Source organism: Devosia sp. 63-57 (assembly GCF_001899045.1).
Lineage (GTDB): Bacteria > Pseudomonadota > Alphaproteobacteria > Rhizobiales > Devosiaceae > Devosia > Devosia equisanguinis.
In genome coordinates this window covers 2134295-2146434 of record NZ_MKUY01000005.1, presented here as the reverse complement: position 1 = coordinate 2146434, position 12140 = coordinate 2134295, and the positions used below count along the sequence as shown (strand labels likewise).

At 61.9% G+C, this 12140-nt stretch carries 10 protein-coding genes and 2 tRNA genes; 6 read left to right on the top strand and 6 right to left on the bottom strand.

What is annotated here, in order from left to right:
* The first annotated feature begins 187 nt into the window (after positions 1 to 187).
* The 6 genes from BGO80_RS18555 (at position 188) to BGO80_RS18530 (ending at position 4687) form a co-directional block, all read left to right on the top strand.
* A complete protein-coding gene (locus BGO80_RS18555; protein WP_286722892.1) occupies positions 188 to 604 on the top strand; it encodes a VOC family protein in 417 nt (138 codons plus the stop codon).
* A gap of 147 nt (positions 605 to 751) precedes the next feature.
* Positions 752 to 1228 (top strand): YcbK family protein, encoded by a 477-nt coding sequence (locus BGO80_RS18550; protein ID WP_286722891.1) that lies wholly within the window; start codon positions 752 to 754, stop codon positions 1226 to 1228.
* A gap of 74 nt (positions 1229 to 1302) precedes the next feature.
* Positions 1303 to 1377, top strand: a tRNA-Glu gene (locus BGO80_RS18545).
* A gap of 44 nt (positions 1378 to 1421) precedes the next feature.
* Positions 1422 to 1496 (top strand) — tRNA-Glu (locus BGO80_RS18540).
* Between the two features lie 690 nt (positions 1497 to 2186).
* On the top strand, positions 2187 to 3140 hold the full coding sequence (locus tag BGO80_RS18535) for a glycosyltransferase family 2 protein (protein WP_286722890.1): 954 nt from the start codon (positions 2187 to 2189) through the stop codon (positions 3138 to 3140).
* Positions 3137 to 4687 (top strand): hypothetical protein, encoded by a 1551-nt coding sequence (locus BGO80_RS18530; protein WP_286722889.1) that lies wholly within the window; start codon positions 3137 to 3139, stop codon positions 4685 to 4687. Before BGO80_RS18535 ends, BGO80_RS18530 begins: the two co-directional genes overlap by 4 nt.
* Positions 4688 to 4763: 76 nt before the next feature.
* On the opposite strand, the gene BGO80_RS18525 is transcribed toward BGO80_RS18530, so the two are convergent.
* The 6 genes from BGO80_RS18525 to recJ form a co-directional block, all read right to left on the bottom strand.
* Positions 4764 to 5591, bottom strand: coding sequence for an ABC transporter ATP-binding protein (locus BGO80_RS18525; RefSeq protein ID WP_286722888.1), 828 nt, complete (start codon positions 5589 to 5591; stop codon positions 4764 to 4766).
* A gap of 14 nt (positions 5592 to 5605) precedes the next feature.
* The gene (locus BGO80_RS18520) at positions 5606 to 6658 is read right to left on the bottom strand and encodes a FecCD family ABC transporter permease (protein ID WP_286722887.1); all 1053 of its coding nucleotides are present in this window, start codon (positions 6656 to 6658) and stop codon (positions 5606 to 5608) included.
* Complete coding sequence (locus BGO80_RS18515; RefSeq protein WP_286722885.1) at positions 6655 to 7680, bottom strand: FecCD family ABC transporter permease; 1026 nt, start codon at positions 7678 to 7680, stop codon at positions 6655 to 6657. The genes BGO80_RS18520 and BGO80_RS18515 overlap by 4 nt, the downstream gene beginning before the upstream one ends.
* Positions 7681 to 7683: 3 nt before the next feature.
* Positions 7684 to 8625, bottom strand: a complete 942-nt coding sequence (locus BGO80_RS18510; protein WP_286722883.1) for an ABC transporter substrate-binding protein — start codon at positions 8623 to 8625, stop codon at positions 7684 to 7686.
* A 184-nt stretch (positions 8626 to 8809) separates the two neighbouring features.
* Positions 8810 to 10045 carry an SAM-dependent methyltransferase gene (locus BGO80_RS18505; protein ID WP_126151634.1) on the bottom strand — a complete coding sequence of 412 codons (1236 nt, stop codon included), beginning with the start codon at positions 10043 to 10045 and terminating at the stop codon, positions 8810 to 8812.
* A 236-nt stretch (positions 10046 to 10281) separates the two neighbouring features.
* Positions 10282 to 12072, bottom strand: coding sequence for a single-stranded-DNA-specific exonuclease RecJ (recJ, locus tag BGO80_RS18500; protein ID WP_286722882.1), 1791 nt, complete (start codon positions 12070 to 12072; stop codon positions 10282 to 10284).
* Positions 12073 to 12140 lie beyond the last annotated feature (68 nt).

The following is a 12140-nucleotide window of genomic DNA, read 5'->3' as shown; positions in this document are numbered from 1 at the left end:
CGCCTTCTCATACGCGCCCGCTGCGACCGCGGGTACTCCTCACACTCGTGAATCACTCTGGCCGATTCAGGCTGAAAAGTTAAGAAGGTCTTTCGAAATAGTTGGCACTGCATCGCCACTGCGGCGTTGCTCGCTTGGGAAAGCCTTGTTACCCCCTTCTGCACCCAGCCTAATCGAGGAGAAAGCTATGAAATACCTGCACACCATGGTGCGGATCACCAATATCGAGGACAGCCTGCGCTTTTACCGCGACGGGCTCGGCCTCGAAGAAGTGCGCCGCTCCGAAAACGAGAAGGGCCGCTACACGCTCATCTTCCTGCGCGCTCCCGGCGACGAGGGCGGCGAAGTTGAGCTGACTTATAACTGGGACCCCGAGACCTATGGCGGAGGCCGAAATTTTGGCCACCTCGCTTACCGGGTAAAGGACATTTACGCGCTCTGCGCGCATCTGCAGGGGATGGGAGTCACCATCAGCCGCCCGCCGCGCGATGGCCACATGGCCTTTGTTCGCTCTCCGGACGGAATCTCCATCGAACTGATCCAGGATGGCCGCCTCGACCCGCAGGAGCCATGGGCGTCCATGCCCAATACCGGCAGCTGGTAGGCCCCGGCCGGCGCAAATTGCGTCATTAAGCAAACGCTAACCGTGCCGCTTAGCGGGCGGTTAGCGAAACAGTTCTAATTTTAGCGACCAGAACCACGGCCCATTGCCTGTTGCGCGCGCGCCACATCCGGCCTCGGGAAAGTCGCCATGCCCTCCCTGCTCCGCTCCGCCATTGCCACTCTCGTTACGGCAGCCACACTCACGGCCTGCGTGCCTATGGCCATGTTCGCCAGCGGCAGCGGCCCGTCCTATTCCGGGCTGCGCTCGGATTGGGGCACCTATGTCTCGTCCAAATCGGTGAATGCGTTTTGCCTGACGCCGAAACTGCGATTCCTGATCTGGGAATTCGAGGGGCATTTCGGGAAAAAGGTGGTGATGCAGTCGGGCTATCGCGACACGCATAACAATTCGGCCGCTGGCGGCGCCGACAATTCCTACCATATGAAGTGCATGGCGGCGGACTTCTACATCCCGGGTGTGGATAAGTCGCGGCTGATCGAATTCGCCATGCGCACCAATGGCGTAGGCGGATTGGGCTGTTACCCCGGCAGAACCTTCATTCACGTCGATGTTCGCGACCGGCCGCGCGGCTATAATCGACCGGTCACCTTCTCAGGCTGTTGAAAAAAATGATGCGAAACAACGAAATGGGTTGCGTCGCGTGAAGAGCCCAACTATACGACAGCCATCGCGCTGATGCGCCCTTCGTCTATCGGTTAGGACGGCACCCTTTCACGGTGCAGAGAGGGGTTCGATTCCCCTAGGGCGTACCACTCCTCCCGCTTTTTGGCGGTTGGAGACAAAGGCGATAGATTGTGCGCCCATCGTCTAGCGGTCAGGACGACGCCCTCTCACGGCGTAAACAGGGGTTCGATTCCCCTTGGGCGTACCAAATCAAATCCCCTACATGACCGCATTATGAACGAAATCTGAACGCGCACATGCATTCAGCAACGTAAGATATTTCTGCGACCCGCAAGCAATCTGAAGCAGCATGGCGTCTCCGTGCCAACTCGACGGCTCATAGATCATTTCTCAACCGACGGAGTGACGCATAGGGGTGCAGGAAGAGCGGCCCATAACTGCGGCGCGCCGATTCCCCCTTACCTGCAAGAAACAGCATCGAGCGCACTGTTCACTCCCGATGCGCGTGACTCGGAATCTGCGCCGACGAAAATAGGCAGGGTGCCACCGAACTGACTGGCAGGCAGGCCTGAAACAAAATTTCACAACGCGCACTTAGTAGTTTTACCAGACCGCCCTGATGTACGCGGGAATTTTTTCCCAGCGAACAATCTCTGCCTGCCAATCATGAAATAGATAGACAATACGCTATATCTGAATCGGTTTTTTGCTTGCCATCTCGCGCATATGCTGACATCTGAACCCGCACTTGTTAACATCCATTGCCCGCTAATTTTCGACTTTTCGCAGCGTCTTGATTCCATGGCGTAGGCTCTCTTGCCTCTCTAAGGTGCAAGAAGCGGTTTTCCCGCCCGTCCAGCGTCTGGGATGGCATCCAGATCGCGCTGTGACCGCAATCTGGCGCAGCAGGTCGGCAGCCATCTGAAACATGAGCACAATGAAGACATCCTACGCTGCGGAAATCGTCATTCCCTGCTTCCACGAAGAGGAAGCGCTCCCCAGCACAATCCCAGTCTTGATCTCGTTCTTTCGGGATCTGGTAAAAAGCGACGACAATCGGCTTTCCTCGTTCCGCATCACGCTTATTGATGATGGGAGCAAGGATCAGACCTGGAATACGATCCAAGGCCTATCGGAGACCAATACGGAGATCAGAGGCCTCAAGCTTGCACGGAACTTTGGTCACCAGGCAGCCATGCTTGCTGGCCTGACGCATGCTGGTGGCGATGTCGTGATAACTATGGACGCAGACTTGCAGGACGACATCATGGCGATCAAGGATATGCTCACCGCCTATGAAGCCGGCGCGCACCTTGCCCTCGGCGTGAGAACCGACCGCAGTTCAGACTCCACATTAAAACGCAGCACCGCTAATGCCTACTATCGTGTGCTGACGCTTCTTGGCGTCAATATCATAGAAAATCACGCCGACTTTAGGTTGATGTCCCGAACTGCGCTCGAGGCGTTGTTGCAACATCAGGAGGTGAACCTATTCCTCCGGGGCCTAATTCCCACCATCGGGTTTTCCGTGGTGCTGGTGCCCTATGCCCGCAAGGCCCGCGAACAGGGCACGACCAAATATACAGCCGGGAAAATGCTGCGGCTGGCTATTGACGGCATTACGTCATTTTCAGTCGTTCCGCTGCGCCTTATCGCAGCCGTCGGCGCCTTCGTCTTTCTCGGGACCGCCCTTCTCGGACTTTATGTGGTCATCCAGCGCGTTGTTGTGCCGAGCCAAGTGGTACCGGGCTGGGCCTCTACCCTTCTACCAATACTGCTCTTAGGTGGCCTGCAACTGCTCTCTATAGGCGTATTGGGAGAGTATGTTGGAAAAATCTATATGGAAGTAAAGAAACGTCCTCGCTTTATTGTCGAGGAAGTGACCGAATGAAATTGAATAAATTTCCTTATGCCGCATCGACCATCCTGGCCTTCGCAGCCTCGATGTTATTTTTTATTTTTTTCTTTCGCCATTTTTATCACGGCGACTTGGCGCTGCCAATCACGCTTGCCGGGGCCATTCGAGACAGCGGACAACTGTTTCCAAAAGATTTTTATTATGGAAACGACCTAATCTTTCTTCGGCCCCAATGGCTCGTCGCCATAACCCTGATTTTTGTCGAAGATGTCTATACTGCTTATGCCGTAGCGTGCTCCGTAGCCATATCGATTTGCTTTCTTGCGCTTTCTCAAGCACTTGCAAGGCTTTCTAGATTTTCGACCGGCAAGGCAATTTTGGTTGCGTTGCTGGTCCTCTTCCCAATTGGCTATACCGAGTATGACTTCATGATCGGTCAGCAGTCGCACCTCCAGAGTGTTACCCTCTCGATCATTTCAGTTATTGCATTGCATAGCCTCTTCGTTCCGCCTTGGCGAAACTCGGCGGCACTGGTCCTCTTCTCTTGTGTTGCTTTAGTGACATGCGACTCCCCGCCCCGCGGGGCGATCTTGTTCGTCGCACTCCTGAGCGTGGCCGCGGTCATGTACTTTCAGAGCAGCCAACTGCAAACGCTTCGCCGCGCAGGACTGGCAATGCTTGCAAGTGTCGCCGTGGGTGGGGTTGCGAACCGTTTGACCGGAGTGCGGCCAGTTGGTGTCGGCAATGACCTCGTGTTCGACGCTGACAATGCGATACAGCGGCTCTCGGAGCAGGCCATAATCTTCATCAATCGCTATGTGGGGATGGACGGACTGCAGAACGCGCCGATTCTCAGCGGCGCTCTACCGGTCTTTGCAGCCAAGTTGCTGCTTGCTTTTGTACTGGTCGCGATGCTCGTCTTAGTTGCAAAGGTCGCACTTAGAATCCTAACCGATCGAGCTGCGCTGCCGGCGCTGTGGGTGGCAATGGGCGTTTCGGCGGTGGTTTCAATAGCAATCGGCGTTGTACTGGTTAGCTATTCCAGGTTGAACATCGATGTGCGGCACTATCTGTTCGGACTTGTAGCGCTAAAGGCCGCTGTCCTCGTACTCCTCGCCGAGCGGCGCCGTTACGCACTTGTGGCGGCAACAGCAACGATCCTGATCGGTTCATCAGTCACGCTATTTGTTCTTTCACCGCAATTTCGCGACCGATATTTGATGCGGACTGAGTGGGCAAACGCGCTGCTCGTGGCACTGGAAGACACCATCGAAACACAGGCGCTCCCGCAACCTGTCACCTTCTATGGTTCTTTCGCCAACACGATGCCCTATGAGTTCTTCGCCCCCAACGCCGTAGCGGCCGCGCCGATTGCCGTAGATCGCGGTGGCCTCATACGGTATGAATGGCTTAGTCGGCCCAGCCGCTACTGCAAGCCGGAACCGGCACTTCTCGCGGTATCTGCAGACGACTCCCAGATGCTAGCCGTGCATCAGTTGGTTGACCTCGTGCCGCTCAAGGATGTCGGCGGCGTACTTCTGTATGAGGTACCCGGCACATTGCTCGACGATTGCCGCTAACGTTTCCCCCCCACACCACCCATTCCCCCGTCACTGCACTTTCTTGTAGGACTCTGGCCCTCGTGCAGATCGACCCTCACCCCGCCCGTTCCCCTGTCACTGCCCTTTCCACGTGGTGGCGGCCGATGGGGAGGATTAGGGGGGTGGCGGAGATGGGGTCGAGGACGATGCGGGAGGCCATGCCGAAGACGTTGGCGACGACCGCTTCGGTCATGACGTCGGCGGGGCGGCCTTCGGCGACGATGGTGCCGGATTTCATGGCGACGATGTGATCGGCGTAGCGGCAGGCGAGGTTGAGGTCGTGCAGCACGACGACGACGGTGCGGCCGCGATTCCTGACCAGGTCGGTCAGCAGGTCGAGCACTTCGACCTGGTGGTTGATGTCGAGGAAAGTGGTGGGCTCGTCGAGCAGCAGGAGGTCGGTCTGCTGCGCCAGGGCCATGGCGATCCAGACGCGCTGGCGCTGGCCGCCGGAGAGTTCATCAACGGGACGATCGGCCAGTTCGGCGGTATCGGTTGCGGCCAGGGCCTCGGCGACGGCGGCGTCGTCCTCGGGAGTCCAGCGGCGGAACCAGCCCTGATGCGGATAGCGGCCACGGCCGACGAGATCGGCCACGACAATGGCGTCGGGGGCCACCGGGGATTGCGGCAGGACACCGAGGACGGTGGCAACGTCGCGGGTGGGCATCTGGTGGATGGGCTTGCCATCAAGATAGACGGCGCCGCGGCTGGGGGCCAGGAGGCGCGCCAGACCGCGCAGCAGGGTCGACTTTCCGCAGGCATTGGCACCGACGATCACTGTCAGCTTACCCGGCGGCACTGTGAGGTCGAGGGCAGAGACGATCTTGAGGTCGCCATAACCCAGGTCCAGCCCCGCTGCGAGCAATTGGTGAGAAAGGGTCATGAACCGCACTCCATTCAGTTGACGCGACCGGAGCGACCGGACGCCATGAGCAGCCAAAGCAGGAAGATCGCACCGAAGGCACCGGTGACGACGCCGACCGGCAATTGCACGGACGGCAAGGCATGCTGGGCCGCAAGGTCGGAGCCCAGCATGACCACAGCGCCAACGCCGGCCGCCTGGGGAAAGCCCCGCCCTGCCCCGGCCAGCAGTCGCCGCGCAATGGGGCCGGAAACGAAGGCGACGAAGCCCACGGGACCGACAGCGGCGGTGGCAAAGGCCGCGAACCCGACGGCCACCAGCAGGAGGCCGACGCGGGTCTGCTCTATATTGCCGCCGAGGCCACGGGCGGAGTCATCGCCCAGTTCCAGCGCATCGAGGCCGCGCACGAAAAACAGCAGCGCGGCGATGAGCACCAGCATGGCCAGCCCAAGCACCAGAGAGTCGCTGGCGCGGGCGGCATTGAGACTGCCAACCAGCCAGGCCATGGCCTGCTGCACATCGAAAATGCGGGCGCGGGTGAAGATGTAGGAAATGACGGCGCCGAGCATGGCGGCCATGCCGATGCCGATCAGGACGATGCGATAGGGGGTGATGCCATCGCGCCAGGCGAGGAAATAGATGGCCAGGGCCGTCAATACCGCGCCGGACAGCGCCCCCAGCGACACGGCCAGCCCGGACCAGCCGAGTACGATGATGCAGAATACCGCAGCGGCGCTGGCGCCGTGGGAAATCCCGATAATATCGGGACTGGCCAAGGGGTTACGCAAAAGAGTTTGGAAAATGATTCCGGCAAGGCCGAAGGCGGCGCCGGACAGGATGGCGAGCACGGCGCGCGGCAGACGCACCTGCAAGACGATGAAATCAATGCCCTTGTCGACGGCGCCGGTCAGTGGCGACAGCAGCGAGCGCAGGATTTCGCCGGGGGCGACGGGGTAGTCGCCGAGATAGAGCGCCAGCGTGAAAACCAGGACGATGGCGAGGACGAGCGCGCCATTGACGCGGCGGCGGCGCCGGCTATTGGCATTGCGCACGCCGGCAAGGCGAGAGAGGCCGAGATCGAGGCTCATAGCGAAGCCAGTTTACGCCGGCGCACCAGCGCGATGAAGAAGGGCGCCCCGAGAAAGGCGGTGACGATGCCGACCTGCACCTCACCGGGCGGGGCAATCACCCGGCCGAGCACGTCTGCCCCCAGCAGCAGGATCGGCGCGAGGAGCATGGAATAGGGCAAAATCCAGCGATAGGTGGGACCGGTTATGGCGCGGGCGACATGGGGCACGGTCAAGCCGACAAATGCGATGGGACCGGCGGCGGCGGTGCTGGCGCCGGCCAGGACCACAGCGGCGAGCGCGGCGACGGCCCGCGACAGGCCGACCTTTTGTCCCAGCGCCCGCGCGACATCTTCGCCCATGGCCAGGCCATCGAGCATGCGCGCGGAGGCGAGCGCCAGAATGGCGCCGGCAACGAGGAAAGGCGAGACCTGCAACACAATGTCCATGCTGCGCCCGGCCAGCGAGCCCACCTGCCAGAAACGCACTTCGTCCAGGGTGCGGGTACTGGTGAGGAGAATGGCGCTGATGAAGGATTGCATGACGGCGTTGGTCGCGGCGCCAGCCAGAGCCAGCTTGATCGGCGTGGCGCCTTCGCGGCCGAGCGAGGCGACGGAATAGACCACCAGCATGGCCGCAGCGGCGCCGGCAAAGGCGAACCAGACATATCCGCTGAGCTGCGACAGGCCGAACATGGCGACGCCGACCACGACGAAAAGCGAAGCGCCCGAATGGATGCCGAGAATGGCGGGATCGGCCAGGGGATTACGGGTGGCGCCCTGCAGGACGGCACCGGCCAGGCCCAGCGCAGCGCCGACCAGCAGCCCGGCAAGGGTGCGCGGCAGGCGCAGATCCCAGATGATGCGATGTTCGGTGGAATTGGGGTCGAACGCCACGACGGCGTTCCACATGGTCTCAAAGGCGATGGGGCGCGCGCCCACCGTCAGCGAGAGGACGACCAGAGCAAAAAGGGCGGCGGCAAGCACGCCCAGGCCCAGCATCAGCGGGGCGAGGCGCCTGTGCTGGTGCTGGGCTTCGACCATGGATCAAGGGGCGATTTCTGCGTCAGCGCCATTGATGGCGGCGGTCAGCTGGTCGAGCGCGCCGGCATAGGCGCGGTAGTTGCGGAGCCAAAAGGCGGGCCATTCAGCGACCTGACCGGCGGCGACAGCCTTGATGGTGGTCCAGGTGGGTTGGGCTTCAGCGGTTGCCATGGTGCTGGGGGAGCGATTGTCGACGAGGACCAGGTCGGGCTGGTATTTGTCGGCGTTTTCCCAGCTCAGCGTTTCCCAATAGCCGCGACCGTCGGCGACTTCGGGATCGATGAGCTTGAGGCCCCAATTGGCGAAATCCATCAGCTCGGCGGCGCCGGCCGTGACGGCGACATAGAGCGCGTCGGAGCCCGCCCATACGGCCAGCGCCGTCAGGTCGGGCTTGGCGGCGAGGGCGGATTTGAACGCCGCAAGGGAGGTTTCGAATGCGGCCTTATCAGCGGCGATCTGCGGCTGGCCGAGATCTGCGCCCAGGCTTTGCGCCAGGGCTTCATAGTCCTCGATCAGCGTCAGGATGGAGTCGCCCTGCTTGGGGCCGGTAAGCGGCGCCAGCGGAGTGAGGGCATTGACCACATCGTTGCCGCCGCTCCAGGTGGTTTCGAGCGGCCAGAACTCGCCGATGATCAGATCGGGCTGCAGCACGGCGGCCTTTTCGATATCAACCTCGCCCCAGGCCTGGCCGATGATCTCAATGCCGGTCAGGTCCAGCCCCTGCAAGGCTTTGGCGTCGGAAATGACGCTATCGGCATAGATGCCGACGGGGCGAATACCGAGCGGGATCAGACCGGCGGCAGCGTCCTGGCTGGCAATAATGCGCTCTGGCACGGCGTCGAGCACGACTTCGACACCGTCACCCCCGACATAGCGCCATTCGGCGTGAGCGGGAACCATGGCGACCAGGGTGGCCAGCGCGGTGACGGAGAGGAGCTTGAACATGACAAAAGCCATCCATTTTTGACGGTTTCCTAGCCGCCATAATCTGATGGGTCAAGTCATGTTTTAATTACGCACGCGGCGCGGCTGCCCTGGATGGTTTGCGGATGGCAATGCGGTGGGCGGAAAGGGATGATTGGGGTGATGCCCCGGCCGAAGTTCGACCGGGACATTTGGTGTACAGGTGCTATGCCGGCCGGCGATACTGATAGATGCCGACGTCAATCGAGCCCTCGGCAAAACCCGCCTCGCAATAGCTCAGATAGTAGATCCACTTGCGCTTGAAGTGCTCGTCATAGCCGATGGGGGCAATGACCGGCCAGCGCTCGAGGAAGCGCTCGCGCCAGAGACGCAATGTGCGGGCATAGGAATGGCGGAAAGTCTCAACATTTTCGAGCACCAGGCCATAGCGCTCGCCGAAATCGTTCATCACCTGCTTGGTCAGCAGCATGCCACCGGGGAAGATGTAGCGCTGGATGAAATCCGGACCGGAGCGGTAGGCGTCGAACTCCGCCTCGTTGATGGTGATGGCCTGGATCGCAGCGGTGCCACCCGGCTTCAGCCGGTCATGCAGGGTCTGGAAATAACTCGGCCAATTGTCCTCGCCCACGGCCTCGATCATCTCGATGGAGCCGATATGGTCGAACTGGCCGGTGGTGTGGCGGTAGTCTTCAAACACCAGGGTGGCGTATTGGTCGAGGCCCTGACGCTTGAGGCGTTCAAGACCGAATTTCAGCTGCTCGGCAGACAAGGTGATGCCGCGCAGATTGGCCTTGTAGTCACGCGCCACGGTTTCGGCGAAGCCGCCCCAGCCGCAGCCGATCTCGAGCACGCTGGAGCCCGGCGTGATGCCGGCCATGTCGGCAACGCGGCGATATTTGATGCGCTGCGCTTCCTCGAGGCTCTGGTCACCCGATGTGAAGATGGCCGAGGAATAGGTCATGGAGGGGTCGAGCCACTGGCCGTAGAAGTCGTTGCCGAGGTCATAGTGCTCGGCAATGTTCTTCTTGGAGCCCTCGAGCGTGTTGCGGCGCGACATGTGATAATGCAGGTCCGACGCGGCGCGGTGGAAGAAGCCCTTATTGGCATTGTCGAACATGTCGCGGTTCTGCAGGAAAAAGCGGAACAGCGCGGTGAGATCATCAATGTCGATGTCGCCATTCATATAGGCCGATGCGAAGCCGACCGTGCCGCGCTGCATGGCCTCGGTGATGACCTTGAAATTGTTGAGCCGGAGCGTGGCGTGTTCGCCGCCATTGCCCTGGCCGATGGTCCTGGTGTGACCATTGGGAAAAATGACTGTCACCGAGCCATATTTCGGACTTCCGATCAGCCGGAAGCCAATCGAGTCCACGAGCCAGGACACGAAGTGGGTCCAGGCCGATGCGCCGGTTTCAGAGTGATCTACCGCCGTCTTGGTCATTAGCCGCGTCGTCCAAATATAGCGTTCAGTCGGCGACGAAGTGCATCCATCGCCAAGGGTTCAGCGTCGGCGGCGTCGTTAGGAGGTGGGCGACACACCCTTCCCGATGACGCCATGGGTCCAGTTTAGCTTTGATGCACCCAGATGCAAGCGCCACATCGAGCCATCCAAACCGCGCGGGACCCGGTTCAACCACTCTATACGGTCGAACCGGCGGTTTGGATCCATCGGCGTGGTCAGCGTTCGGGGCGAGCGATGTCGATGAGGCGGAATTGCACCTGCTCGCGGCCCTGATAATGGTCGAGGGAAAGGCTGCCGGCAAAGTGCAGCGGCTGGTCGCTGTCGCGCATCAGCACGTCGCCGAGGGGCGTGCCGGCGGCGCGGAAGGCGATGGCCTTGAGGCGGGCGCCGTCGTCGGAGGTCAGGGTGAAGCTGACATGGCCGCCCTTGCCGACGATCTGCGGAAAGCGGGCGCGATGGGCCGGGAAGACGAAAACCGGCGAGGGATTTCCGGCGCCGAAGGGACCGGCCTTTTCGATGGCGCGCAGCAGATCGAGCGAGGCACCGCGGGCGGTGAGCGCAGCATCGACCTTGAGGGCGGAGGCAGCGCGGGCCACGGAGACGCTGGCGGCCAGCCGTTCGGCGAGGAAGGCGCGCAAGGGGCCGATATCACCGGGACGCAGCGAGACGCCCGCCGCCATGGCATGGCCACCGCCCTTGGGGATGAGGCCGGTTTCGACGGCCGCGATGACGGCGCTGCCGAGATCGACACCGGGGACCGAGCGGCCAGAGCCGGTTCCGGTGCCGTCGGGATGCAGCGCGATGGCGAAGCTGGGACGCTCGAACCGCTCCTTCAGGCGCGCGGCGATGAGGCCGACGACGCCGGGATGCCAGTCGGCGGAGGCGAGAATCAGCACCGGAGGCCCCTCCCCCGCACCGATCTCGGCTTCGGCGGTGGCGCAGGCCTGTTCGACCGCCTCGACCTCGATGCGCTGCCGCTCGGTATTGAGATCGTCCAGCCGTTCTGCGACCGCCATGGCTTCGAGTTCGTCATCCAGCGCCAGGAGCCGGGTGCCGAGCGCGGCGTCGCCGATGCGGCCGCCGGCATTGATGCGCGGGCCGATGAGGAAGCCCAGATGGTAGGGATTGATCGGACCGCTGATGCGCGCGGCGAGACCGAGTGCGGCAAGGCCCGGCCGTTCGCCGCGCCGCGCCACTTCCAGCCCGCGCAGCACGAAGGCGCGGTTGAGGCCCACCAGCGGCACCACATCGCAGACCGTGGCCAGCGCCACGAGGTCGAGCAGTTTCAGGAGGTCGGGCAGACCGGTAACGCCACGGTTGCGCAAGGCGCGATTGACGGCAACGAGGACCATGAAGGTGACGCCGGCGGCGCAGAGATAGCCGAGGCCGGAAATATCGTCGGGACGGTTGGGATTGACCAGGGCATTGGCCCTGGGCAGGTCGTGGTCGGACAGATGGTGATCGATCACCAGCACATCGGCGCCGCCGTCGCGGGCGTGGGCAATCGGTTTTTCGCTGGTGGTGCCGCAGTCCAGCGTGATGATGAGGCTGGCGCCGGCGTCGATCAGCTTGTCCATGGCGCCGCTATTGGGGCCATAGCCCTCGAAGATGCGGTCGGGAATGTGCACCTGCGGATCGAGGCCGAAATGGCGCAGGAAGCGCAGCATCAGCGCGCAGGAACAAGCGCCGTCGACGTCGTAATCGCCGAACAGCGCCACTTTCTCCCTGGCGATGATGGCGTCAGCCAGCCGGTCGGCCAGGGCATCCATATCGGCCAGGGTCGAGGGATCGGGCATCAAGGCCCGGATGGTGGGGTCGAGATAGGAGGCCGCGTCCTCGAGGCCGACATCGCGGCCCGCCAGGATGCGGCCGAGAATATCGGACACGCCGCTGCGCTGGCTGATCGCCGTCGCCATGCGCGCCGCCGCACTGTCCAGACGATCCACCCAGGCCCGTCCCGTGACAGACCGTGAGACGTCGAGAAATGGGCGCGGCGTTTCGGGCATGGCGATGGGTTAGGCGATTTTGATCGGGGTGGGAAGGGGTTGCACGACGACAGGGGCAGCACGGGCCC

Excerpts from the sequence above, each read along its gene's own strand:
- BGO80_RS18525 (WP_286722888.1), bottom strand. The coding sequence starts at position 5,591 with ATGACCCTTTCTCACCAATTGCTCGCAGCGGGGCTGGACCTGGGTTAT.
- BGO80_RS18535 (WP_286722890.1), top strand. The coding sequence starts at position 2,187 with ATGAAGACATCCTACGCTGCGGAAATCGTCATTCCCTGCTTCCACGAA.
- BGO80_RS18520 (WP_286722887.1), bottom strand. The coding sequence starts at position 6,658 with ATGAGCCTCGATCTCGGCCTCTCTCGCCTTGCCGGCGTGCGCAATGCC.
- BGO80_RS18555 (WP_286722892.1), top strand. The coding sequence starts at position 188 with ATGAAATACCTGCACACCATGGTGCGGATCACCAATATCGAGGACAGC.
- BGO80_RS18515 (WP_286722885.1), bottom strand. The coding sequence starts at position 7,680 with ATGGTCGAAGCCCAGCACCAGCACAGGCGCCTCGCCCCGCTGATGCTG.
- BGO80_RS18530 (WP_286722889.1), top strand. The coding sequence starts at position 3,137 with ATGAAATTGAATAAATTTCCTTATGCCGCATCGACCATCCTGGCCTTC.
- BGO80_RS18510 (WP_286722883.1), bottom strand. The coding sequence starts at position 8,625 with ATGTTCAAGCTCCTCTCCGTCACCGCGCTGGCCACCCTGGTCGCCATG.
- recJ (WP_286722882.1), bottom strand. The coding sequence starts at position 12,072 with ATGCCCGAAACGCCGCGCCCATTTCTCGACGTCTCACGGTCTGTCACG.
- BGO80_RS18505 (WP_126151634.1), bottom strand. The coding sequence starts at position 10,045 with ATGACCAAGACGGCGGTAGATCACTCTGAAACCGGCGCATCGGCCTGG.
- BGO80_RS18550 (WP_286722891.1), top strand. The coding sequence starts at position 752 with ATGCCCTCCCTGCTCCGCTCCGCCATTGCCACTCTCGTTACGGCAGCC.